This window comes from Leptospiraceae bacterium, assembly GCA_016708435.1.
Taxonomy (GTDB): Bacteria; Spirochaetota; Leptospiria; order Leptospirales; family Leptospiraceae; genus UBA2033.
Genome location: JADJFV010000035.1, coordinates 257491 through 279983, shown reverse-complemented (window position 1 = coordinate 279983; position 22493 = coordinate 257491). Strand labels below are relative to the sequence as shown.

At 35.7% G+C, this 22493-nt stretch carries 25 protein-coding genes, 2 tRNA genes and 1 pseudogene; 15 read left to right on the top strand and 13 right to left on the bottom strand.

The features are described 5' to 3' along the window. Positions 1–159: 159 nt before the first annotated feature. Positions 160–1371 carry an aspartate kinase gene (locus IPH52_26675; GenBank protein MBK7058569.1) on the top strand — a complete coding sequence of 404 codons (1212 nt, stop codon included), beginning with the start codon at positions 160–162 and terminating at the stop codon, positions 1369–1371. Between the two features lie 167 nt (positions 1372–1538). On the opposite strand, the gene IPH52_26670 is transcribed toward IPH52_26675, so the two are convergent. Genes IPH52_26670 through IPH52_26660 form a run of 3 tightly spaced genes read right to left on the bottom strand, consistent with a single transcriptional unit; the run spans position 1539 to position 2647 of the window. Then, entirely contained in the window at positions 1539–1922 is a 384-nt protein-coding gene (locus tag IPH52_26670) for a PIN domain-containing protein (protein ID MBK7058568.1), read from the bottom strand. After that, complete coding sequence (locus IPH52_26665) at positions 1923–2138, bottom strand: DUF2191 domain-containing protein (GenBank protein MBK7058567.1); 216 nt, start codon at positions 2136–2138, stop codon at positions 1923–1925. A gap of 56 nt (positions 2139–2194) precedes the next feature. Then, positions 2195–2647 carry a hypothetical protein gene (locus IPH52_26660; GenBank protein MBK7058566.1) on the bottom strand — a complete coding sequence of 151 codons (453 nt, stop codon included), beginning with the start codon at positions 2645–2647 and terminating at the stop codon, positions 2195–2197. Between the two features lie 152 nt (positions 2648–2799). Here IPH52_26660 and IPH52_26655 point away from each other — a divergent pair, with 152 nt between their 5' ends. From IPH52_26655 to IPH52_26625, 7 genes are all read left to right on the top strand, one after another. After that, the gene (locus IPH52_26655; protein ID MBK7058565.1) at positions 2800–3924 is read left to right on the top strand and encodes a hypothetical protein; all 1125 of its coding nucleotides are present in this window, start codon (positions 2800–2802) and stop codon (positions 3922–3924) included. 77 nt (positions 3925–4001) lie between these two features. Beyond that, a complete protein-coding gene (gene msrA, locus IPH52_26650; GenBank protein ID MBK7058564.1) occupies positions 4002–4511 on the top strand; it encodes a peptide-methionine (S)-S-oxide reductase MsrA in 510 nt (169 codons plus the stop codon). Positions 4512–4525: 14 nt separating this feature from the next. Then, positions 4526–6067, top strand: coding sequence for a response regulator (locus tag IPH52_26645; GenBank protein ID MBK7058563.1), 1542 nt, complete (start codon positions 4526–4528; stop codon positions 6065–6067). A gap of 69 nt (positions 6068–6136) precedes the next feature. Continuing rightward, positions 6137–7333 carry a cyclic nucleotide-binding domain-containing protein gene (locus tag IPH52_26640; GenBank protein MBK7058562.1) on the top strand — a complete coding sequence of 399 codons (1197 nt, stop codon included), beginning with the start codon at positions 6137–6139 and terminating at the stop codon, positions 7331–7333. A 71-nt stretch (positions 7334–7404) separates the two neighbouring features. Next, positions 7405–7478 (top strand) — tRNA-Ile (locus tag IPH52_26635). 21 nt (positions 7479–7499) lie between these two features. Further along, positions 7500–7572 (top strand) — tRNA-Ala (locus IPH52_26630). A 99-nt stretch (positions 7573–7671) separates the two neighbouring features. Next, positions 7672–8796: an alpha/beta hydrolase gene (locus tag IPH52_26625; protein ID MBK7058561.1), complete on the top strand. Its 1125-nt coding sequence runs from the start codon at positions 7672–7674 to the stop codon at positions 8794–8796. Positions 8797–8857: 61 nt separating this feature from the next. On the opposite strand, the gene IPH52_26620 is transcribed toward IPH52_26625, so the two are convergent. Next, positions 8858–9070 (bottom strand): hypothetical protein, encoded by a 213-nt coding sequence (locus tag IPH52_26620; GenBank protein MBK7058560.1) that lies wholly within the window; start codon positions 9068–9070, stop codon positions 8858–8860. A 38-nt stretch (positions 9071–9108) separates the two neighbouring features. On the opposite strand from IPH52_26620, the gene IPH52_26615 reads away from it, so the two are divergent. The 3 genes from IPH52_26615 to IPH52_26605 all read left to right on the top strand — a co-directional run bounded on the left by IPH52_26615 (position 9109) and on the right by IPH52_26605 (position 10112). Next, the gene (locus IPH52_26615) at positions 9109–9258 is read left to right on the top strand and encodes a hypothetical protein (protein MBK7058559.1); all 150 of its coding nucleotides are present in this window, start codon (positions 9109–9111) and stop codon (positions 9256–9258) included. Between the two features lie 78 nt (positions 9259–9336). After that, entirely contained in the window at positions 9337–9546 is a 210-nt protein-coding gene (locus tag IPH52_26610) for a hypothetical protein (protein MBK7058558.1), read from the top strand. Then, the gene (locus IPH52_26605; protein MBK7058557.1) at positions 9546–10112 is read left to right on the top strand and encodes a hypothetical protein; all 567 of its coding nucleotides are present in this window, start codon (positions 9546–9548) and stop codon (positions 10110–10112) included. Before IPH52_26610 ends, IPH52_26605 begins: the two co-directional genes overlap by 1 nt. Positions 10113–10122: 10 nt before the next feature. Here IPH52_26605 and IPH52_26600 read toward each other — a convergent pair whose 3' ends face one another. From IPH52_26600 to IPH52_26590, 3 genes are read right to left on the bottom strand one after another with little or no spacing between them, the layout of a single operon-like run. Further along, positions 10123–11052, bottom strand: a complete 930-nt coding sequence (locus IPH52_26600; protein ID MBK7058556.1) for an ornithine carbamoyltransferase — start codon at positions 11050–11052, stop codon at positions 10123–10125. Positions 11053–11097: 45 nt separating this feature from the next. Continuing rightward, on the bottom strand, positions 11098–11613 hold the full coding sequence (locus IPH52_26595; GenBank protein ID MBK7058555.1) for an SCP-like extracellular: 516 nt from the start codon (positions 11611–11613) through the stop codon (positions 11098–11100). A gap of 53 nt (positions 11614–11666) precedes the next feature. Next, a complete protein-coding gene (locus IPH52_26590; protein MBK7058554.1) occupies positions 11667–12053 on the bottom strand; it encodes a hypothetical protein in 387 nt (128 codons plus the stop codon). A 100-nt stretch (positions 12054–12153) separates the two neighbouring features. On the opposite strand from IPH52_26590, the gene IPH52_26585 reads away from it, so the two are divergent. Then, positions 12154–14565, top strand: a complete 2412-nt coding sequence (locus IPH52_26585; GenBank protein ID MBK7058553.1) for a diguanylate cyclase — start codon at positions 12154–12156, stop codon at positions 14563–14565. 10 nt (positions 14566–14575) lie between these two features. Here the strand turns inward: IPH52_26585 and IPH52_26580 are convergent, their stop codons facing one another. Both IPH52_26580 and IPH52_26575 read right to left on the bottom strand, forming a co-directional pair. Further along, positions 14576–15484, bottom strand: coding sequence for a M23 family metallopeptidase (locus IPH52_26580; GenBank protein MBK7058552.1), 909 nt, complete (start codon positions 15482–15484; stop codon positions 14576–14578). Between the two features lie 126 nt (positions 15485–15610). After that, positions 15611–16447 carry a hypothetical protein gene (locus IPH52_26575; protein ID MBK7058551.1) on the bottom strand — a complete coding sequence of 279 codons (837 nt, stop codon included), beginning with the start codon at positions 16445–16447 and terminating at the stop codon, positions 15611–15613. 100 nt (positions 16448–16547) lie between these two features. On the opposite strand from IPH52_26575, the gene IPH52_26570 reads away from it, so the two are divergent. The 3 genes from IPH52_26570 to IPH52_26560 are packed head-to-tail and all read left to right on the top strand — an operon-like array spanning position 16548 to position 18019. Next, positions 16548–16799 carry a hypothetical protein gene (locus IPH52_26570; GenBank protein ID MBK7058550.1) on the top strand — a complete coding sequence of 84 codons (252 nt, stop codon included), beginning with the start codon at positions 16548–16550 and terminating at the stop codon, positions 16797–16799. Further along, the gene (locus tag IPH52_26565) at positions 16799–17671 is read left to right on the top strand and encodes a metallophosphoesterase (protein ID MBK7058549.1); all 873 of its coding nucleotides are present in this window, start codon (positions 16799–16801) and stop codon (positions 17669–17671) included. The genes IPH52_26570 and IPH52_26565 overlap by 1 nt, the downstream gene beginning before the upstream one ends. Before the next feature lie 42 nt (positions 17672–17713). Beyond that, positions 17714–18019, top strand: coding sequence for a nucleotidyltransferase domain-containing protein (locus IPH52_26560; protein MBK7058548.1), 306 nt, complete (start codon positions 17714–17716; stop codon positions 18017–18019). A gap of 47 nt (positions 18020–18066) precedes the next feature. Here IPH52_26560 and IPH52_26555 read toward each other — a convergent pair whose 3' ends face one another. The 4 genes and pseudogenes from IPH52_26555 to pheT form a co-directional block, all read right to left on the bottom strand. After that, a complete protein-coding gene (locus tag IPH52_26555; GenBank protein ID MBK7058547.1) occupies positions 18067–18510 on the bottom strand; it encodes a hypothetical protein in 444 nt (147 codons plus the stop codon). A gap of 143 nt (positions 18511–18653) precedes the next feature. Beyond that, positions 18654–19100, bottom strand: a complete 447-nt coding sequence (locus tag IPH52_26550) for a hypothetical protein (GenBank protein ID MBK7058546.1) — start codon at positions 19098–19100, stop codon at positions 18654–18656. A 65-nt stretch (positions 19101–19165) separates the two neighbouring features. Continuing rightward, positions 19166–19828 carry an NTP transferase domain-containing protein gene (locus tag IPH52_26545; GenBank protein MBK7058545.1) on the bottom strand — a complete coding sequence of 221 codons (663 nt, stop codon included), beginning with the start codon at positions 19826–19828 and terminating at the stop codon, positions 19166–19168. Further along, positions 19829–22216 (bottom strand): annotated as a pseudogene (gene pheT, locus IPH52_26540) (phenylalanine--tRNA ligase subunit beta). It lies immediately after the preceding gene. Positions 22217–22493 lie beyond the last annotated feature (277 nt).

The following is a 22493-nucleotide window of genomic DNA, read 5'->3' as shown; positions in this document are numbered from 1 at the left end:
CTTAAACGCAAAAGACTAAAGATTATTTACCTTGCTCTTTTAAAGTAAAAAGGAGAAAACCTTTCCACTTTTGCGTTTAAGATTCTTAGTCCTTCCTTTTCTAAAGCAAGTTTTCGGTTTGACCCTTAGCCTTCTCGTAAGAATATGGAACTAGAATTTATGCAAAATCTAGTTGTTCAAAAATACGGTGGAACTTCGGTTGGAACTACGGATAAAATCAAAAACGTAGCAAATCGAATCAAAGGTTATCATGAAAACGGCTCTCATGTTGTAGTAGTTGTCTCTGCTATGGGTCATGCTACAGATGAATTAGTCGATTTAGCTGAGAAAGTAAATCCAAATGCTAGCAAACGTGAAATGGATATGCTACTCTCTACGGGCGAGCAAGTTTCGATTTCCCTCCTCGCAATGGCTTTAGAAGCGGTTGGCGTCCCTGCTCAATCTTTTACTGGCTCTCAAGTGAAAATTATCACAGATGGAAATTTTTCAAACGCCAAAATAGAAATGATTGATCGCACTCGAATCGATGAAGCACTTGCTTTGGGCAAAGTAGTAATTGTCGCAGGCTTCCAAGGTATCGACCGAAATGAAAATATCACAACTCTTGGTCGTGGTGGAAGTGATACGTCTGCCGTTGCGTTAGCCGCAACACTCGGCGCAAAAGAATGCGAAATCTACACAGACGTAGATGGAGTCTATTCCGCTGACCCAAACAAAGTAGCAGGCGCAAAAAAACATGCTAGAATTACATACGATGAAATGTTAGAACTCGCGAGCCTTGGTGCTGGTGTTCTTCATTCTAGAAGTGTGGAGTTTGCAAAAAATTATGACGTAGTCATTCATGTTAGATCAAGTTTTAATCATAATCCCGGAACGTTAGTTGTAAGTGAGGATAAATTAGTGGAAAATGTAAGAGTAAGTGGAGTCACAATCAAGAGTGAAGAAGCAAGAGTAACCATTCCCGATGTTCCGGATAAGCCCGGTATGGCGGCTGAGTTATTTGGAAATTTATCTTCCGCAGATATTATAGTAGACGTAATCGTTCAGTCTTCGCCTGCCAATGGAAAAAATACAATTTCATTTACAATCTCGCGCAAATCTTTAAAGGATGCAACACCAATACTAGAAAAATTTGCTCAACACCATGGAACAGGAAAAGTAGACATCGACGATAAGATAGCAATCGTATCGGCAGTCGGTGTTGGAATGAAATCTCACGTCGGTGTAGCGGCTACTATGTTTAAGGCGCTCGCTGCAAACAACATCAACATCGAAATGATCTCAACTTCTGAAATCAAAATTTCTTGTGTAATCACAGAAGCAGATGCAAAAAAAGCACTACAAGAAATTCACAAAGCATTCGAGATTTAAATTAAAATGAATAATTGAGTTGTTGAAAAATTGTCACCCTGAGGCTCTCGAAGGGCGACTTTACTCAATAAAGTCATGGATTCTAGAGCCTCACCATGACACCGTTTTTCTAATTTTTCAACAACTCAAATTAAGAATTCAAAATTTTGAATTCTTAATTGTAGAACTCACTTAAGAATAAAATGATTCTTCTTCTTATCAATTACAGAAAGAATTTTTTTATCCAATGTCCATATCTTGCATTCTAATTTGTAAGCAGCGTAAATAACTACTGAATCAATCAGTCCAACACCTTTGCTGATTAGCTTCTTCGAATAAGATAAATTAGCCGCATTGAATAAAAGATTGTCTTCGGAGTATTTTGTTAAATTCTTCCAATACTCACTTATTATTTTTTGCTCTCTTTCATTTTTACAGCCTTGCGCTAATTCTGAGAAGACTATTTCTAGTGCGATAACTTCTCTTTCTTCAATTAACTTTTTTACAACTTTATAATAAGGATCTCTGGCTTTAAAAAACTCAATCCAAATACTTGTGTCAAGAACCACCATTTATCTTTTTTGGTTTAGCTTTCTTACTTTCTCTGCTGAAAAATTTCGCTCAAAGGTAAGAGGAGTCTCTAGGACAAGAGAGTTTAATTTTTTCAACTTCTGCAAAGCAATCCAATCTTCGAGTGCAATCATAAGGGAGTCTGTAATATTCTTGCCATTCGAATACTTTTTTACTTCATCAATAATAGTATCAGGAATGAGTGCGGTTACTTTCATTCTATTAAAATACGATATGGTATCGTATTTGTCAAACATAATTTGTGGAGTTTTAATCATAATATTAATGCATCCTCTGCTGCTGGTCGAAATCCTTTTTCTACTTCTTTTGTGTGCGATTGAAATAAATCATCTAGACTTGTAATTTTAAAAACGGGGTGTTCTAATTTTCCTTTCTCTTTCATAAAAATTCTTTCCTGCGCAATTCCATCGATGTGAATCCAGGAATCCATTCGTTTACTTTCTTCAGAACCAATCTCGACTACGACTAAGAATTCAAAGCTTCCAAATTTTTTAAGATAGATATGCAGTTTTTCCAAATCACAACTCACGATATCCTGTCGAAATAAATGTGCCGGCGAAGGATGATTAACCGGTGAATGCAAATCATAATACCGATTTAGAATATGAACGATGTGTTTAAAATCCTCTTTTCTCTCGACTAACTCAAACCATGCAGATTTGCTCTTTGCTTTTCGCTTTTTTTCTTTTGTTTTAGTGCCTGGCATTTTGTATCCTCACTTCCCAACTTTGGGCTTCTAAATTACTAGGTTTAAAAAAAATAATTTGTTCAGTTTTTCTTACAATATTTACGCAGTTGAGCAAAAAACATTAGCTTAAGTGGGGTTGTTTAAAAAAAGAAAAAGCCGATACTTTTACTATGCAATTTATACTTTTATTTCTTCTATTTATTTTACCAGTCCTGGCTGACGATTTTTATGAAGAAACACTTGCACGCGCATACGCTGCCTTTACCGAAAAAAATTACCAGCGCGCAATTCAAAAACTAGATTTAATTTTTACAAAACAGGAAGAAAGAGATTGGCGCTACTACTCTATCCGTGCCGAGACTCATGAAGCTTTAGGAGAGGAAGATGCGGCTATTGAGCATTATACGTTCAGCATTGCATTAAATCCCGCACAGAGCGAAGTGTTCAAAAAATTATATGAATTAAACTTTAAAATCCGTAGACCAGTAAAATCCTTTGATTATATAAGACTCTATTTAAGTCAAAATGAAAAAGATATTTCCATGCGATACAGAGCATTGATTCTTGCGAAAAGATTGGGCAACGAGGAATACGTTCGTTTTGCGCTAAAGAAAATTCAAACACAGAATACCTATGGCGACGATAAGAAAAAGATTTTTGAAAATATAAAAAACCTTATTTCTAAAAAGAAATTTAAAGAAGCAAAAGAAGAATCTAAGAAATATCTACCCTATTTTCCATTGGAAGAAGAATTACACAATGATTTACAAATCTCAGAAAGAAATTTTGACAGCAAAGGAAAGGACATGGAATCCGCTCTCATCGACACAGCGGTTCTGCTATCGGATAACCAAAAGTATTCGCTACGTCTTGCCTATTTTTACAAAGAAAAGAAATTGTATTGGCAGGCATTGAACTTATTCAGACGGGTCTTTTATCTTTCCCTTGCTAAAGATGGTTTTGCCCTGGACACAGAAACAATTTTATTCTTAAAAGAATGCTATGCAAATTTGAATCTTTCCAATGATGTGCGAGCCTGTCTTTCTCTATTAGAAATTTTTCAAACAAAAGACAAGCCAGATTTAGCTGAATGGAATTCTCTGAGAGTTAACTTTAACAACAATCGAGAATTTTTAATTGCAATTTTATACTTTACAAAAGCGAACAATCTAACACAGGATTATGAAAAATTTAGGTCAATACTCCTAGATCGAGATGAAAAAAAAAGTGATTCTGAGTTAATGAATATATACTCTGTATTTATCTACGACGATTTCAGAAACACAACTCCTTAAAAAACTAATTGGAATCTTATGAAAAAATCTTGCACATAAACAGTAAGTCAGGTATGTAAGTAACAGGTGGAATAAATATGAACTCAATAACGATTGGCGGTGGATGCTTTTGGTGTTTAGAGGCAGTATATCAATTAGTAGAAGGAGTAAAAGCGGTTACGTCCGGTTATGCGGGTGGTCATACAAAAAATCCCACTTACAAAGAAGTCTGCAATGAAACAACAGGTCATGCGGAAGTGGTGCAGATTGAATTTGAGCCAAGTATTATTTCACTCGAAAAGATCTTTGATATTTTCTGGACAGTCCACGACCCTACTACCCTCAATCGTCAGGGCAATGACGCAGGCACACAGTATCGCTCCATCATTCTCTTCCAGGATGAGTCACAAAAAAAAATCGCCGAAGCATCCATTTCTACAAATGCGGCTAATTGGGCGAATCCCATCGTTACAGAAATTGTCCCTCTTGAAATTTTTTATCCGGCAGAAGACTATCATCAAAATTACTTCCGCAATAATCCTTACAACTCTTATTGTGCCTATGTAGTCAAAGCCAAAGTGGATAAATACAAAAAAGTATTTAGTTAATTGATGTTACCCGTATGAAAAAAACAATTCGTATAAAGCTTTTCTTGGGTATAACGCTATTATCCCTCTTTATTTCTTCTCTACTTGGATTTTTCTTTTATGAGAGTTCTATCAATATTCACTTAGAAAAAATCCACGCAAATCAAATAATTAAAACTGAATTATCTAAAAAAGATATTTCTGATGCGAAAGAAATAGGTATCAATTCTGCCTCGAAAGTGTTTATTATTACATTGATTTCTACTCTAATCATTACATTCTATTTTGCAAATTTTTCCATCCGTTACATTGAATCAATTCACGAGACAAATGCAGAAATACTACAAGCAAAGAACAAAGCGATTGAACTTGCGAGAAACTTAGAACTCGAAATACAAAATAAAACGGAAGAATATATACAAGTAAAAGAAAATGTAGAAAAGCTTACAAAGGCTAAGAGTGATTTGCTTGCCTATATGAGTCATCAAATCAGAACCCCGATGAATTCCATTCTTGCAGCAACCAATCTCTTACTCAGAAACAAGCCTAAACAAGAACAGACTTCCAATTTGGAGATTCTTAAATTCTCAACAGAAAATCTATTAGTTATAATCAATGACATCCTTGACTATACAAAGATTGAAACCAGTTCGATTGAATTTGAAAAGAAGGAGTTTAACCTTTCACTGCTAGTCAATAGTATGCGTGATTCTTTTGCTCTAATGCGAGGAGATAAGCCCTTGGAATTCGTAGTTGAGGTAGATGAGCGCTTGCCAAAGAAAGTTATAGGTGACCCTGTTCGTTTGTATCAAATTCTTAATAACCTTATTCTCAATGCAATAAAATTTACTTCAAGCGGAGGCGTTCATTTGTTCTTGAAATTGAACTCTTCGTCTAAATCTAGTGTAAAAATAGATTTTTCGGTTGTAGATACTGGTATTGGAATTCCTTCCCATGAATTGGATTTCATCTTTGACGATTTTACGGATCCAAAGTCGAAAATTCAAAACACAGATGTAGAAATTGGATTAAGACTCTCCATTACAAAAAACCTATTAGAATTGCAAGGCAGTAAAATTTTTGTCGAAAGCCAGCCAGACATTGGAACTAATTTTTATTTTGGTCTTGACTTTGACTTACCCGTTGAAGAATTTTCGAGCATTGAGAAAGAGAAGAAAGAAATAGAACCTTCTCTTTCTCATGTGAAACTATTACTAGTAGAAGATTATAAGTTAAATCAAATGGTGGTAGAAGAATTTTTAAATATTTGGAATATTTCTGTAGATATCGCGGATAACGGTAAGATCGCAGTGGAAATGGCAGATAAAAAAGAGTATACAATCATTTTGATGGATTTACAAATGCCGATTATCGATGGTTATGAAGCAACGCGTTTAATTCGCTCTCTTCCAAACAATAAATATAAAACAGTCCCGATCATAGCACTCACAGCCTCGGCTATCCAAGAAACAATTACAAGAGTTAAGCTTTCAGGCATGAACGATTACATCACAAAGCCATTCAAGCCCGATGTTCTTTATAAAAAAATTGTTCAATACACATCAAAGACCAGTTGATTTTCGAAAAACAAAAGTTTTGATTGTAAAATTTCTGGCAGAATAGTTTAAAGTTATGTAAGGCACCTTATGGATAACTCCCTTTTTAAAATTGTAACCTTTACCCCCGGATCCTATATCACGCTCGAAGGCGAAAGAAAACCATCGACTCAGTTTTTTATCATCAAAGAAGGCAAAGTGAATCTAAAGAGAACCTTTCCTGTCGCCAATGAAAAATCGAGTGAAGTAATCGGACCTGGAGATTTTTTCGGCGTCATTTCTGCTATGAGTCAATATCCGCAAATTGAATCTGCAATCGCTATGAGCAATGTAACCCTTATTTCTGTTGGTCAAAATCGCTTTGGAGAACTCATTCAAAAGAATGCTGCACTTGCAATGAAAATCATTCGATTCTTTTCCAAAAAATTGCGCGAATTTGACCAAGGACAAACAAATAAAACAATTGGCTCTAAAGTATCAGGAGAAGAAGACCTCGCACTTCTTTACCAAATGGCGGAAAATTATTTTTCTCAAGGCAACACAGATAGTGCGGTTTATCTTTATCAAAGCTATTTAAAGTATGTTCCCAAAGGAGAATTTGCGGGCAAAGCAAAAGAGAAATTAAAAATGCTTCACAAACCCTTTGAAATGGAAAAAGTCAATGGGGCTAACAGAAGTTATACGCAAAATCAAATGATATTCAGTGAAAATGAGCCCGGTCAGGATTTATTCATTTTACAGAAAGGAAAAGTCAAGATCACAAAGATTATCAAAGACAATGATGTTCTCTTAAACATTATGAAACCGGGAGATATATTCGGAGAGATGGCTCTTCTTGATAATAAGCCTCGTTCTGCTTCCGCAATCGCCACAGAAGATGTAGACCTTCTTGCAATCAATAAAGCGAATTTCGAAACAATGGTGCAAACACAGCCTCAACTTATGAGTAAAATTATCACCGTTCTATCCGAGCGAGTTTGGAATGCCTATAAAAAAATTGCGAATTCGATGATTGAAGATATTAACGGGCGCATTGCTGATATGCTTTTAACGTTAGTCGAAAAGAACCGCGTAAAGATTGCTCCAAAAGCAGAGCACAATTTTCAACTGGGAATTTTTGACCTTCTAAAAATGTTAGGGCTAACTGATAGAGATACAAATTTAATTATGAAGTTCATGACCAATAATAAATTCATTCATCTCGATGGAGAAATTCTTATGTGCTCTGACTTGGCACTCTTGGATCGTCTCGTTCATTATCACAAAGAAGGAAAGCGTAGAAATTAAAAATAAATTGGATTTTGTGTAAAAATCATTTGATAAAAATCCTAATTCAAAAAAACTGACAGTAATCTTAAGGGCCTGTAGCTCAGCTGGTTAGAGCACTCGCTTGATAAGCGAGGGGTCACAAGTTCAAATCTTGTCAGGCCCAGGAACAATATCCCGATTCATTGGGGCTTTAGCTCAGCTGGGAGAGCATCTGCTTTGCAAGCAGAGGGTCATCGGTTCGATCCCGATAAGCTCCACATTGGACTTTTCATTTTTCTTTGTATCCTATCTCGAAATATTTTTCCTTGCCTTGAATATGATTTGCCTGAGATAAGATAGATTCGTAAACTTGCATAATGCCACAACAGAAAACAAATCCCAGATCAAGAACTGCCAACTCCCAAAAATCCTCAGACTCAAAGAAAACGGTTTCTGCGGCAAATACAAATAAACCAGAAGAAAAAAAGAATTCAATCAAGGAAAAATCAATTAAAATAAAAGAGACTTTCGATAAAACAGTTTCCGTTGTAAAAACAGGTGCTATTAAGGGAGCTACGATTCTACATGGTGTCGTCGGTGATGCATTGGAAGAAAATGCAAGCTCTCTAGCTCGTAAGATGCAATTTTATAAAGGCGGGAAGCCGATTAACCTGACCAAAGAAGATATTATAAAAGCTTATCCAAAGCCTACTTCTAAAATTTGCATTCTCGTTCATGGTCTTGCCTGCGATGAAATGATGTGGAATTTTCCAAATAGCAAAGAGAATTACGGTAATTTGCTGCAAAAAGAGATGGGGTATACACCATTTTACCTACGATACAATTCTGGACTTCACATTTCTGAAAATGGAAAGCATCTCTCGACTCTCATTCATACTCTATTTAAAAATTATCCAACCAATATAAAAGAGTTAATCCTAATTGGGCATAGCATGGGTGGACTCGTTGTTCGCAGTGCTTGCTATTATGGCGACAAACAAAATGTAACCTGGATTTACAAAATTCGAAAAGTTTTCTTCCTTGGCTCTCCCCATCTAGGAGCACCATTAGAAAAATTTGGCAATGTAGTAACTAACGTATTAGAGCATATACCAAATACATTTGTAAAAATGACTAAAGACGTAATCAATCTTCGCAGTGCGGGTATTAAAGATTTGCGCTATGGCTATTTACTAGACGAAGATTGGAAAGGGAAAGATCCAGATACTCTCTTAAAGAATTCTAAAAACTTAGTCCCTCTTCTAGAAGGCGTATCTTATTATATCATTTCAGGAACAGTCACCGAAGATCCTGAGAGTATTTTTTCTGTTTGGTTTGGAGATGCTTTGGTTCGTAAACCAAGCGTCCTCGGAAAAGACAAAAGCGGCATACACACATTACCCATTCCAGAAGAAAATCACAAAGAATTTCCGGGCTTCGCACATCTAAAACTCATGCATGATCCAAAAGTATATGAGCAGATAAAAGAGTGGAACCAGTAAGAATTTACTGAAAAAGGATTGTTATTCGGTAAAGTCAACGTAACCTCTGATGTAAATGTATTTAGGTGAGTTTATTCCCAATAGATTTCAAAATATTTTTCAGGGAATAAATACTCTTCTCCTGTATATCTATAATCCGAATACGATGAACTGGATCATTCTTCTTAGAAGCCTCTACAATGTAACAATCCGCAACTGTCAGCGATACTTTGTGATTGTCATTTTTGATACATTTTGCCCATTTCGTTTTCATAATCGGATCATTTAGGTTCATAGCTAATCTTTGTTCTTAAATAAAGAAATTTTCTAGAAATGGAGGAGCGGGCAATAACATTAAATTTAGAAAGAGAAAAAAGAATCAACCGCGAAGGGCACGAAGAACGCGAAGAAATGGCAGGATTCCTTGATAAAATCCTTCGTGGTCTTCGTGCCCTTCGTGGTGAAAAATCCTTATCTTACTGACATTGAGCAAAATTAAAAAGGAATATACAAAAAACTAAATCAAGTTAAAAAGAATTTGAAGAGGAGTATAGAAAAGAAATGGATTTCGAAATGAAAGATAACTATGATTTTATGAATGCAAAGATTCGTCCTCCATTAATCAAGTCTCCCAAGGATTTTAATATTCCGATTTATCTAGAAGAGGATTTGCGGGAATACTTTTTTGGTTATACTAAAGAACACAAATTAGACGAAACCGTTTATATAAATAGTCTTCTTAGAAGAATCAAAGATAGGAAAGAGTTTTAATGAAATCTCTACTCCTATTCTTATTACTATCACTTACAATTTCCCCTGATGACAACAAAATGCTTGAGAAATACAAGAAGCCATTGGATGCATCGATTTGCAAAACAAAGAACTTTGCAGATTGTCTCGCATACAAATACATTCAGCATTACCACCCGAATGCAAAGGATGCAGATTGGTATCGCAATACAGCCGTTACCCATTACTTTGATTATAAGGTTATGTATCAAAACGAAAGAGAAAAAGGAGAAATTCTCTTTTCCTTTCAGTCTTACTCGGATGGACTCGAATGGAACTATTACGAGGACTCTGTTATTATCCGTATCAAAGAACCAGTCAAGCTAGTAGATTCGAATACTATCCTCAAAAAAATAAATGAAAAACTAGAATCAGACTTTGATGAGAAATTTAAGATCGAAAAAATAACAAAGACAATTAGTCGCAATCTAAGACAAAGCCAACCTACGCCAAAAGAATATTATTCCATCAAAGAAGAGATTAAATACAAAGTAAAAGTAAATAGCAAAAATATTTCCTTTAATGGAGTCGGGGATAAGATTGATTAGGCTGACTATTCTAACTCTTTAAAAGCCTCAGTATCACCGCCTTCTGAGCATCCAGACGATTCTCGGCTTGTTGAAAAATAATAGAGCGCTCGCTCTTTACAATTTCTCTAGAAATTTCATAGCCGGCGTGTATTGGCATATCGTGCATTACTTTTGCTTTAGAATTTTTTAATAACTCAGAATTAAGTTGATAGGGCATCATCATAGCAATTCGCTCTTCTTTTTCTTTTGCATAAGAAGGCTCATTAAAAAATTCCATATCCACCCAAGTATCTGTATAAACATACTCATTGTTATTCACTGCATGTTTTAAATCAGTTTCCCAAGTGAGAGTCTTGTGATCTGTTCCTCGTTTTACAATATGATCAATTACAGCGTCTTTTGGCGCAATCGGGGTAACAAGTGTTAGATGCACTCCAAGTGCGGCAGTTATCCCAATAAGAGAATTGACTACGTTATTGTGAACACCCACATAGCAAAGAGTAGCCCCTTTTATACTGCCTCGATCAAGGCATATGGTAAGCATATCAGCTAAAGCTTGGCAGGGATGAAATAAATTACAGCAGCCATTGATTACAGGAACTTGGGAGCCAGACTTTAAAGTAAGTAAGTCCTCATTTTTTTTCATGCGTGCCATGATAATAGAAACATTGCGCGATAAATATTCTGCCTCAAAGTCGATATCAGAGAGTTGAAAGTTAGAAGCTCTCCAATCTAAATAAATCGCATGACCTCCAAGCTCAGTCATTCCTGCTTCAAATGAGACTCGTGTGCGAGTTGAAGTCTTTTGGAATAGCATAGCCATTGTGCGTCCCGCCATATGGCCTGCAAAGTAGACGCGGTTGTGTTTTACATAAACAGCAAAATCTAATATGGATTGAATTTCATCATCTGACCAATCACTCCAACTGATCAAATGTTTTACAGCATTGTATGACATGTTATTAGTATCGGCTAGAGTGAGTCATAGATTTATGAACTAATCTTAATAAGGCTTTTGTCCGTTATAATTTCCCGGTGGTGTATAGTTACAAACCCAGAATTGCGAATTGTCGGCACATACCGCTTTGCCGCAACCCACTTCTGTAGAATCTTTCCAAACTATTTGTGTATAATGTCCGCAAACTTTACCGGAAGCACAACTGTTGGAACTATAAGTGTAATTTGCTTTTTCGCTGCCCCAAGCATCTGTTACTTTTGTAGATGTAATATTTTGTGGTTTAGATGTGCCATTGGAATAAGAAATTGCACTTGCCCAATAAATATTTTCTCCAAGTCCCTTGGTTCCACTATGCTTCATTTTGCATCCTTCGCCTTTTTGTTTAATAGCATAAGCTTGTGCAGTTGCCGCAAGAGTTGCCGACCATTTCATACCAGGTGCTCCAATTTCTTTTCGATACTTATTATGTGCAGCAACCATTTCTGTTTGCTGAGCTGTGTCTAATGCTTCATCTGCATATACGAAACTAAACAAAGCACAAATTGCTACCAACTTTAAAATTTTTTGAATCATATTGATTCTCCTTTAAGAATTTTTTTAATTGAGTTCCATTTCTATTGTTTTAAAATTTCTGCATATAAAATAATTGAACTTAAAAGTTCACCATCAATGGTAAAAGAAAGAGAATACTTTCCTTCCGACGTGAATGTCACTCCGGCAGTATTAAATGTTAATTCAATTACTTCTTCTGGATTTTGCGATTGAAGTTGACCGGTAATAGGTAACACATCCTGATTTGTTTCAACATTTGTCAGGGTTAAGGCAAATTCATGTTTGCCTACAACGTTCGTTGCGGCGGCATATACCCCCCACGGTGCAGTTTGAACAGGAAAAGATTGTGCAAAAATTTTACTAAATGTTCCAATGATTCCTTTCTTACCATTGTTCTCTACAATAATTCGATCTGCAAATAATAGCGCAGTGCAAACTGGTTCTTTCATTTTTATGTCCTTATAAAAAACTAACGTCCCATATTTTCAATTCTCCGTCAATAAATTTTGCTATCGTAAATTTCGCGTTTATTCAAATTTGTAATTGGAAATGACTAATGAAACTTTTACTAAGCCAGTTTTAATAAATCGGTTTAATCTTAATTTTAATGACAAACTTTTTGAAGAAAGTTTTCGGGATAATTATTATTGGGGCTCCCTTCTTATTCATAGATTTGCGATCATTCTTGCAATTATTCTCTATGCTCTTTTTGCATATTTAGATGTATGGATGTCGCCGAACTCAAAAGAAAAGATATGGTTCATTCGATTTGGAATCGTAGTTCCTATTTTGATTTTTACTTTTTTTTCAACTTTTTATCCTTTGTTTAAAACAATCAATCAACTCCTATTTGCATTTACTAGCACTGTACTTGGAATTGGAATCGTAGCCATGATCGGCATTGCCAAAGAACAAGAGTTAGGACATAATTATTATTTTACCGGTTTACTTTTGGTCATCATGTGGATTTATACTTTTTCAAGATTGCGATTTGTCTTAGCAACTATCTCTGCTTGGATCGTAACTACTTCCTATTTTTTTGTGATCATTTTTATTCATAATATACTCAATTCATCACCCGCGCTTTTCCTAAATTATTTATTCTTTTTTTTAAGCTCAAATATCATTGGAATGTTTGCAGTATATTATTTTGAATATTATTATAGAAAAAATTTTATTCATATAAACAATATAGAACTAAAAAGAGAAAAGCAACTAAATGAAAGGCTAATGAAAATTGATAAAATCAAAGATGAATTTTTGTCAAACACTTCTCATGAACTAAGAACGCCTGTTCATGGAATAATCGGAATTAGCGAATCACTTATAGATGGAGCAACTGGCAAGCTTACAGAAGAAACAATCAATAACTTACAAATGGTCGTAGCTAGCGGCAAACGCCTATCTAACTTAATTAATGATATTCTAGATTTCTCAAAACTCAAAAATCTAGAAATCGAATTGCAAAGTAAACCGACAGACATTAAACAATTATTTGAAGTTGTAATTTCCGTCATTAAGTCTACTATTAAACGAGATAATGTTTTATTATACAATGAAATTCCTGATTCAATTCCTCTCATCTACGGTGATGAAAATAGAATTCAGCAAATTATTTATAATCTAATCGGAAATGCTGTAAAATTCACAAGCACGGGCTACATCAAAGTATTCGCTCTGGAAAAAGATGACTTTATCGAGCTATGCGTGGAAGATACAGGAATCGGTATACCGGAAGAAAAGTTCGAAATCATATTCAAATCTTTCGAACAAGCTGATAGTTCTATCGCTCGTAGTTACGGAGGAACTGGAATTGGACTTAGTATAACTAAAAAATTAATCGAATTACATTCAGGAAAAATATGGCTCGAATCAGAAGTCGATAAAGGAACAAAGTTTTATTTTACTCTTCCTAAAAGTCAGAATCAAAGAAAAGAGACGCAAAAAGAAAACTCCATTGAACCAAGTATTAATCCTATCGTTCCGGTTGAAGAGCCAGTGAAAGTTGAGGATAATATTGATTTAACAAAGTCTTTGACATTAAATGAAGAAGAGAAAAACAATTCCAATATTCGAATTTTAGTTGTAGACGACGAAAGAATCAATGTTCAAATTCTTACCAATCATTTATCATTACAAAATTATAGCGTCGATACAGCATCTGATGGCATTGAAGCATTAGAAAAAATAAGAAATATGGACTACGATCTTGTGCTTTTAGATATAATGATGCCAAAGATGTCTGGGTATGAAGTTTGCAATAATTTACGCGCTGAAAACTCTCTTTATGATTTACCAGTTATTATGCTCACTGCAAAGAATCAGCCGCAGGATATAGTTGTCGGATTTGATATGGGGGCTAATGACTATTTGATTAAGCCATTCGAAAAGAGTGAACTTTTAGCAAGAGTGAGAACATTAGTCTCGTTAAAAAAATCAGTTAGAGAAGCCATAGATAATGCCAAGCTAGCTAACACAGACGCACTCACTGGCTTAAACAATCGACGCTTTCTATTCGAGCAGGCGAATAAAGAATTTGAAATTGCAAAAGAGGGTAATCTTGATTTATCGTTAATGATGATTGATATAGATCACTTTAAAAAATTTAATGATACATATGGTCATGATTGTGGCGATGAAGTTATTAAACTTGTAGCAAGAGGAATTCTTAAATGTTGTAGAGAATTAGATATAGTAGGTCGATATGGAGGAGAAGAATTTAGCGTTCTACTTCCCAATACAAAATTAGATATCGCTTTGACGATAGCCGAAAAAACACGTAACTATATAGAACAAAAAAAATATCATTCAGAAAAACACGGAGACTTGCAGTGCACAATCAGCATTGGAATAGCGAGTTTCAATCAGAATTTAGTTCGGGTCGAAGACTTATTTAAAGATGCGGACAATAAACTTTATGCAGCAAAACAGAATGGAAGAAACAGGATAGAAATAGCATAGGCTGAGTCTGTTACATATGTTGATAAAAAACTGGCTTTTCATTTTTTTGAAAACGTCTAACCTCATAGTGTAGATGATAGCCAGTAGCTCTTCCTGTGTTACCAACGCTACCGATTTTTTGTCCTTTCTTTACATGGTCACCGAGGCTAACAGACATTTTGTCCAAATGACCATATCTAGTTTCATAGCCCATGATATGTTTAACAACAATTAATTTGCCATAGCCGCCCTTTCGTCCCATGAATATAACTTCGCCGTCCGCAGAGGCTATTACATCAGTGCCTTTTGGCGCAGCAATATCAAGCCCTCCGTGAAAGGTTTTCTTTTTTGTAAATGGATCTAGTCTATGTCCAAAGCCAGAAGTTAGATAGCCTTCATTGAGCGGAGGATGAAAAGCGAGTCCATAAAAAAAAGATTTTTCTATTTTACCAAGTGTCTTTCCTGGAACAAACCATTCATCCCGACGCTTATCAAAGATAATCAAATGGTTCGGCATACTATATTTTTCTGCAAGCTTGCCGCGACTACGCTCTGACTCGGCAAGATTTTCTGTGTCATAGACTCCTCGCATATTGGGGATAAGAAGCGTCATCCCCACTCGTATATCTTGTGGTGAACTAAGAGCATTGACCGATGAAATCGTATCTATATTCATTCCAGTTCTTGCCATGATGCGAAAGAAATTATCCCCTTGCACTACTGTGTATTTGTAAAACTCAAGTGGAATATAATCATCCGATTGACTCTTAGATTTGGAAACTCTTAAGTTAAATTTGACTTCACTTCTTAGTTTTTTAAGAACTTCATTTTCATAATCTAGGTTCTTTAGTAACTCAATTGGAAAAAGAAAAGTAGGAAATAAAAGAATTAAGAATTGAACAATATAACTTTTGTAGAATACTTTAATACTACTAGACATGATGTTGCGAATATGATTCCAGAATAGAAATTTTAAATCTCTATTCTTTTTCATTTCCAGTAGAACTTTTTCTAAACGACATTTGCACTAAAAAAGAAATCTTTAACAAATTGAAGCTAATTTCAATTAGCCGAAAGCACCGGATCTCAATTTATCTAACGGATAAATGAGATAAACTGTCGTAGTTGTTTTAGCTTGCGTATAAGTAAAATGCTCGATTGGGTTAAGTCCCATATTGTAAAAGCCTTCGTCAATCATCGCAATTCCAAACCCGGCAGATTCTTTTTCATCCAAAAACTCTGGACGGAAATAATCAGAAGAGCGTCCTTCTAAAAAGAGTTGGTAATGCTTTTCTCTTGACTCATTGATTCTATCCATATCGCCTTCCATAATGGGAGAATCATTTTTAATTCGAATATAAAGTTCCTTCTCATCTAGACGAATCTTCATAGAAATCTTGCGATTTTCTAACTTCATTTTTTCCCGAATCGAAAAAAGAAGTTCTTTGTCTGATTCAGAAATTTCTTGTTTTTTTACTCGAACCTTATCTTCTAAAGATAAAATGCTTTGAACAAGTTTTTTTACTTTTTCAGGAACAACATAGCGTTGCATTGCATCTCTTAGGGCACTTGTATCTAGAATAATTTGAAGGAGTCTATCGATTTCCTTATCGGAATTTTCCACATCTCTCAATTTGTTCGCTAGCTCATTCTTAAAGATAGTGAAGCGAATATTCCCTTTAATGGCATTGAGAAGAGCTTCCATGAGCCCACTAAAAAGATGGAACGATGAAAGCGGATCGGCACCAATGCGCTCTAAAATTCCATTGATAATGGCTGAAATCAAATCCCTGGTGTCACGTGTAAGCCCTTTAAGCTCCAAATGGATATGATTTCGTTGAATGATTTCATCCAGATTGGCTGAAATCTCTTTGCTGTTTAAGAATTTTTTCTGATTTGCCATATTCCCGTGTTCATTACATTGGTTTTTATAGTACTAGGTCAAAATTAAATTTCCTATACTTTAAATAGTATCGCCAATACTGCAAGTAGGATTTACATTTATGGAAATAAAAAAATACTTTGAGTTAAAAACTCCAGACTTGGGAGACACAGATAAGATTGAGCTTATCAAGTGGTATACGCAAGTAGGAGAAAATATCAAAGAAGGGCAAGAAATCCTCGAACTAGTCACAGACAAAGCAGCGTTCCCTGTGGAAGCACCGGTTAGCGGAATCCTTTCGGAAATTCGAGTTCCAGAAGGCTCTGTTGTTCAAAAGTATGAAATCTTAGGAGTCATGGAACTCACCTCCTAATGAAATTCATCCATATTTCTGATTTACATATTCCCACCAAAATCCCGATTTTTGCTCTCAGAGGCAAAATGATCAGTGGCTATTTGAATTTTGCTTTAAGAAGACGCAAGCTGCACCCATTTCAAGCCATTGAGAGACTAATAGAATTCATTCAGAAATCTGATTACGATTGCTTGCTATTGTCAGGCGATATAACTAACGTTTCGCACGAATTAGAATTTGCTGAGACTAGAAAAATTCTAGCCCCCATTCTCAATGAAAAGGCATTTTTAATTCCAGGCAATCACGATCGTTATATGACAAGTTCTGTTGAACCAGTAGACTTGTATATGAAATACTTCGGTGAATTTTCAGGCAATGTAATTCCAAATGCGGATGGCGAATACATTCGAGTAAAAAAAATCAAAGACCTCACTCTCATTGGTTGGGATTCGAACGAGCCTACACCCATCGCAATCGCCACAGGATTTGTAAAATCAAAAGTAATCAATATAACCCAGAACTATCTCAAAGCAAATCAAATTAAAAAGTATGCAATCGTTTGTCATCATCCTATCTGGAATCCCCCGGACGGATTTGAATCCGAGTACCACAAGATGAAAAATCGAGATGAAGTAACAAGCTCTCTTTTGAGTCAACCTCCGCTTGCTTTTTTTCATGGACATTGTCATTCCAATTGGATTCGAAACAAAACAGCGGATACTCCCTATTATATCATCAACTCTGCATCTAGCACCAGATTATCCGGCAACAAGCATAAGACTGGCTTTCATGTGGGAGAATTAAAAGAGAACACTCTTGCGGTTAAACGTTATAAGCTTATAAAAGACGATCTCAAATACAAAGAAGACCCGCTTGTTTGGTATGAGTAAAATACTACTTGACAGAGTCTTAATTGACTTTAATATTTAACTATGATCTCCGCAGAAAAATTAAACCAATTAAAGGCTTTCTGTTCAGTAAAAGATATTAAAAAAGTAATTCTATTTGGTTCTCATGCAACCAATGATGAATCTAAAAAAAGTGACTTCGACTTAGTTTTAATATATGAAACTGCAAAAAGATTTTTTGATAGATACGAAGACTTTTCTGCTTTATATCCAATCTTTAATGATCGACTTGACCTGCTCCTATATACTCCGTCTGAATGGATAATGATGAGTAATCGCAAGTTTATTCAATCCATCAATAAAACAGGTATTGTTCTCTATGAGCAGTGAAAAATTAAGAACAGAAGCAACTAGATACCCTGACGGACTACCCGATATTATCCCCTCCGAAGCTTTTGGAAAAGAAGATGCTGATACTGCGATCTGATGGAACGAATAAGCATTCGGCTTACAGTTGAGTAATTTTGCATCGATTTTTTTTTCATATTTTTCTCAAAGATAGGCAAATCTAAATATACTCCATCTATATCGTTACCTCCCAGAAAGGAGTAATGCAATGCCATTAAAAGCATTTCTTCCTTCGCTTGCTTTGTCGCAGACTGAATACATTTATTTTTATAATCTTCTGCTCTAAGTTTAGAAGAAAGTATTTCAACCTTACCATAAAACTTAGCATAAAAACACTCATGCGGCTTCTTATTAATATCCTCAGGAGCACCCGCCCATCCAAAAAGTTCTTTTCGAATTACCGGCTTATTAGGAGTATCCGCACACGTAAAAATTATGAATAGAATTGGGAGTAAATGGATAAAAAAGTTCATATTTGAAATTAATAATCGGCATTACATTGAAGCTGTCATTCTAAAAATTTTCTGTTGAAAATTCCTACTCATTGATATCCCCGACAAAAAATTTCGGGGATGACAAGGAAAAACCTAATTTTTATTTCTCCGTGCCTCTGTGGCTAAACTTCTTCTTCTGTATGAAGTATTTCTGGAAGTCTCTTCTTATAAATCTTTTCTTGTTTTAGATCAACGAAGTAGACAGTGATTTCGGGAAAGGCAATGCAAAGACGAACCCAACCATTCTTCATGGATTCAATTCTTTTTTTCATGTCTTTCAAATATTGAATAGGCATTGCAATGATGATATGATCTGAATCAGGTTGCTCTAACTGAGCAAAGGCTCGAAAGAAAACTTCATAGAAATCACGGGTAGCCGCACGTGCTGTCGACTTATAGCCAATTACCTCAACATAGAGAACGACATCATCTTTTTCAGCAATAATGTCGGGACTCACTCCAACTATGTCTTTGTGGTGATTCATCTTATAGCCTTGGCTATCCAATTTTTTACGCACTAACTCTTCTACATGTTTTCTCTTGATTTGTTTTTCTTTTTTATCTTCCATTGTGCGCCTCAGTTCGAACTTCTTACATTTTCACAGAATTTGTTGCTATTTGCAACCATATTATTTTATTGCACTGCGGTTAATTTAAAGTATTTCTCTTTGTCACCCAAGTCAATGGCTTCCCCGGGAAGCACAAATCCATCTAAACGATTCTCTTTACTCAAAGCTTTAAAAATGAGAGCCAAATCATAGAAACTATTTTCTGGAATTTCTTTTAGGATAGAAGCTTTTAACAGACTCATCCCAACATAAAAATAATTGCCCTCTTTAAAATAAACCTTCCCGTCTTGCAAATCTAAACTGGTATACTCTGCTTCTCTTTCAAGACGAGACAAAAAAAGCAAACAATCGCCTGTATAATTTTGAATCGTTAATCTTAGATCTTCTGGTCTTGCGGTCAATTGAACATCTGGATTTAGAGTAAGAAAGTTTTCGTCCTCGCGGATACTTGTTTTTATCCCCTGCTTAATGCCACCGCCGGTTCCTAAAATCTCTGGCTCATAAGAAATATGAAAAGTATACTTAGAGTTCTTCTTTAGATGCTCCTGAATTTTATCTGCCTGGTAATGTGTATTGACAATGAATTCAGTAATTCCTAACTCAGCCGCAAAGTCAATCGTGTGGTCTAATAATGTTTTACCCCGATAAGGCAATAGCGGCTTAGGAAAATTTGCCGTTAAATCCCCCATGCGCTTTCCAAAACCGGCTGCTAGAATAAAACATTTCATTTACCGCAGCAAATATCCATTATCCTTTGCCAGATTTATTAGTTTGTCTGTAATCTCTTTGATTGCTGCTTGTGTAAAAGTTTCTTTGTAGTTCATAAGAGCAATTCGATAGGTGACTGATTTTTTATCAGGAGAAATATTTTGTCCTGTGTAAATATCGTGAACCCAAACAGATTGAATCTCGGAGACTCCAAGCTTACTTACCAGTTGCGCATAATTTTCAGTAGTCGCAGCTCTGTCCATTACAAGAGAAATATCCATTTGGTCCTGCGGGAAATGAGAAGGTGGGACAAAGGTAAATTTTTTATTCTCTGGAATGTTAAGTCTTTCAATGGCATCAAAAAAAAGTTTGCCGATTAAAACTCTTCGTTTTACATTATAGGCATCGTTGTATTTTGGATGAAGAAAGCCAAGCTCGGCAATTACTTCTTCGTTTAATTTCCATTGTAGACAAGCATTTGGATGAAAATAAGATAGGCTTCCTTTTTCTAAAACAATATTCTTAAATCCGAATAATCGAAACAAAGTATCTATATCATTTCGAACTGCGAGGAAATCATTCTCTGCATCGACAAGCTCATTTGACTTACGATTGCGCAAAACTCCAAATCCGAAAAATCTTTTTTCAGAAGCAAGCTCATCTGCTTTTAATCTTGTGATAGGTTCTTCCAAGTTCAAATATTTTAACAGTTTCAAATCTGTCTGCGTTAACAGCAATATGTTTTAAAATGGAAGGGTAAATGGAAGTTCTAAGAAACTTAAATTCATCCGGCATCGAATTCGCAATTCCCAATGCAGTGGAATCTTCTGATTCAAATTTCGTATCTTCTTCTGAAGCAAAGGAATATTAAACACTTCCGAATAACCAAGATTATGCGTAAAGATTTGCTTTATCGCACGTTCTATTTCTCGCTTGGAATTCTTTGTTACAGGTTTCACATCTGAAAGTAGTGGCTTACGTTCAATTGCCGCATAACCTAGAGATCGACCTACTTCTTCAACCAAATCTTCTTCGATGGTAATGTCATAATTATGACGATAATGCGGAACGATAACTACTATATCATCTTCTTTTGTGCTAACATGAAATCCTAGTCTCTGTAAAATATCTACGATTACTTTCTTTTCAAAAATAGTTCCTAGCTTTGCATTTAAGAAAGTAAATGTAGTTCTGATTTCCTGTTTTTCTTTTTTATGCTCAAAGCCTGCCGGCTTACTTGCTGTCAATGCAGGACAACCATTTTCTTTTAACAATTCCAATGAGCGGTTAATAACGGGTAGACTCGAATGGGAATCAAGTCCCTTTTCATATCTGACAGCAGACTCAGTTCTAATCCCTGTCGCACGAATAGTCTTACGAACATCTTCTCGTTTAAAGACTGCTGACTCTAAAATAGCCTCAATGGTTGTATTTGAAATCGCCGATGTATCGCCACCCATTACTCCTGCAATGGCAACAGGAACTCCTGCATTAGAAATGACTAATATAGCAGAATCCAATTCTCTTTCTGTTTTATCTAGAAGGGAAATTTTATCCTTATTCTTTGCATATTTTACTTCTATGGCAACGTCGCCTAACTTTGCTTTGTCAAAGAAATGAGTTGGTTGTCCCATTTCAAGCATTACATAATTGGAAATATCCACAACGTTGTTGATGGATTTAATCCCACATTTCAAAAGTCTGTCTTTGATTTTAGGAATCGAATCTTTGATTGTAAATCCCTTTACACTAGCGGCAAAATAAGAGTGTGCGTTGTCATTTTCAAATACTTTAGGACTTAGATCATTTGAAAATAGAAACTCTGTTTCAAATGGATCGTATTTTATTTTAATTCCTAGTTGGGCGGCAAGCTCACGAGCAAAACCAAAATGACTCCAAAGATCGGGTCTATGAGTAATGGATTTGTTATCGATTAAAATGATTTTATCTTCTGAATCGAGTAGTTGACGTAGACTAACTCCAAGCTTTGTAGAAGCGGCTAATTTCATTAGTCCAGTTGCTTCTTCGCTTAGACCAAGTTCCTTTTCGGAACAAAACATCCCAAAGCTATCGACACCGCGAAGCTTTCCCTCTTTGATTTCTTTTCCATCGGGGAATACAGTTCCAATCATTGCAAGCGGAACGATTTCTCCTTCTGCTACTTGGGCTCCGGTGACAATTTGAATCTTCCTTGTTCCAATGTCGGCAACGCATACACTTAGTTTGTCTGCATCGGGATGTTTTTTTACTTCGACCACTTTCGCCGATACAATCGTAGACAGATGCTCTCTATATTCAGAAACATCATCTATTTCACAAATCGATAGACTTATCTTTTCGTAAATCTTTTCAAACGGTATGGATTTAAAATCCGCAAAATCATTTAGCCAGTTATAGGATAGTTTCATAGTTTTGTTGTTTTTGCCTTTGACTTCGACCCCGCTCTCAGTTGGCCTGCACGGAGGCCCCCTTCCCTAGAGGGTAATGTTTATTTTCCTTTGTAGTATTTTTAGTAAATAATTATAATTTCATTTTAGGACTAGCGTTAGCGATTGAGGCGGGTGCAATTAAATCGCGGATGCGATTTATTGACAGTAGCCGAAAGCGCGGCGGCGGTTTTACGGTGTAGGGAACGGTTTGAAACCGTTCCCTACGACGATTGATTTCGCCGCAACGCCCAGCAGA

Coding starts and splice junctions, on each gene's coding strand:
- IPH52_26675 (MBK7058569.1), top strand. CDS start 160: ATGCAAAATCTAGTTGTTCAAAAATACGGTGGAACTTCGGTTGGAACT.
- IPH52_26670 (MBK7058568.1), bottom strand. CDS start 1,922: ATGGTGGTTCTTGACACAAGTATTTGGATTGAGTTTTTTAAAGCCAGA.
- IPH52_26665 (MBK7058567.1), bottom strand. CDS start 2,138: ATGAAAGTAACCGCACTCATTCCTGATACTATTATTGATGAAGTAAAA.
- IPH52_26660 (MBK7058566.1), bottom strand. CDS start 2,647: ATGCCAGGCACTAAAACAAAAGAAAAAAAGCGAAAAGCAAAGAGCAAA.
- IPH52_26655 (MBK7058565.1), top strand. CDS start 2,800: ATGCAATTTATACTTTTATTTCTTCTATTTATTTTACCAGTCCTGGCT.
- msrA (MBK7058564.1), top strand. CDS start 4,002: ATGAACTCAATAACGATTGGCGGTGGATGCTTTTGGTGTTTAGAGGCA.
- IPH52_26645 (MBK7058563.1), top strand. CDS start 4,526: ATGAAAAAAACAATTCGTATAAAGCTTTTCTTGGGTATAACGCTATTA.
- IPH52_26640 (MBK7058562.1), top strand. CDS start 6,137: ATGGATAACTCCCTTTTTAAAATTGTAACCTTTACCCCCGGATCCTAT.
- IPH52_26625 (MBK7058561.1), top strand. CDS start 7,672: ATGCCACAACAGAAAACAAATCCCAGATCAAGAACTGCCAACTCCCAA.
- IPH52_26620 (MBK7058560.1), bottom strand. CDS start 9,070: ATGAACCTAAATGATCCGATTATGAAAACGAAATGGGCAAAATGTATC.
- IPH52_26615 (MBK7058559.1), top strand. CDS start 9,109: ATGGAGGAGCGGGCAATAACATTAAATTTAGAAAGAGAAAAAAGAATC.
- IPH52_26610 (MBK7058558.1), top strand. CDS start 9,337: ATGGATTTCGAAATGAAAGATAACTATGATTTTATGAATGCAAAGATT.
- IPH52_26605 (MBK7058557.1), top strand. CDS start 9,546: ATGAAATCTCTACTCCTATTCTTATTACTATCACTTACAATTTCCCCT.
- IPH52_26600 (MBK7058556.1), bottom strand. CDS start 11,052: ATGTCATACAATGCTGTAAAACATTTGATCAGTTGGAGTGATTGGTCA.
- IPH52_26590 (MBK7058554.1), bottom strand. CDS start 12,053: ATGAAAGAACCAGTTTGCACTGCGCTATTATTTGCAGATCGAATTATT.
- IPH52_26585 (MBK7058553.1), top strand. CDS start 12,154: ATGACTAATGAAACTTTTACTAAGCCAGTTTTAATAAATCGGTTTAAT.
- IPH52_26580 (MBK7058552.1), bottom strand. CDS start 15,484: ATGTCTAGTAGTATTAAAGTATTCTACAAAAGTTATATTGTTCAATTC.
- IPH52_26575 (MBK7058551.1), bottom strand. CDS start 16,447: ATGGCAAATCAGAAAAAATTCTTAAACAGCAAAGAGATTTCAGCCAAT.
- IPH52_26570 (MBK7058550.1), top strand. CDS start 16,548: ATGGAAATAAAAAAATACTTTGAGTTAAAAACTCCAGACTTGGGAGAC.
- IPH52_26565 (MBK7058549.1), top strand. CDS start 16,799: ATGAAATTCATCCATATTTCTGATTTACATATTCCCACCAAAATCCCG.
- IPH52_26560 (MBK7058548.1), top strand. CDS start 17,714: ATGATCTCCGCAGAAAAATTAAACCAATTAAAGGCTTTCTGTTCAGTA.
- IPH52_26555 (MBK7058547.1), bottom strand. CDS start 18,510: ATGAACTTTTTTATCCATTTACTCCCAATTCTATTCATAATTTTTACG.
- IPH52_26550 (MBK7058546.1), bottom strand. CDS start 19,100: ATGGAAGATAAAAAAGAAAAACAAATCAAGAGAAAACATGTAGAAGAG.
- IPH52_26545 (MBK7058545.1), bottom strand. CDS start 19,828: ATGAAATGTTTTATTCTAGCAGCCGGTTTTGGAAAGCGCATGGGGGAT.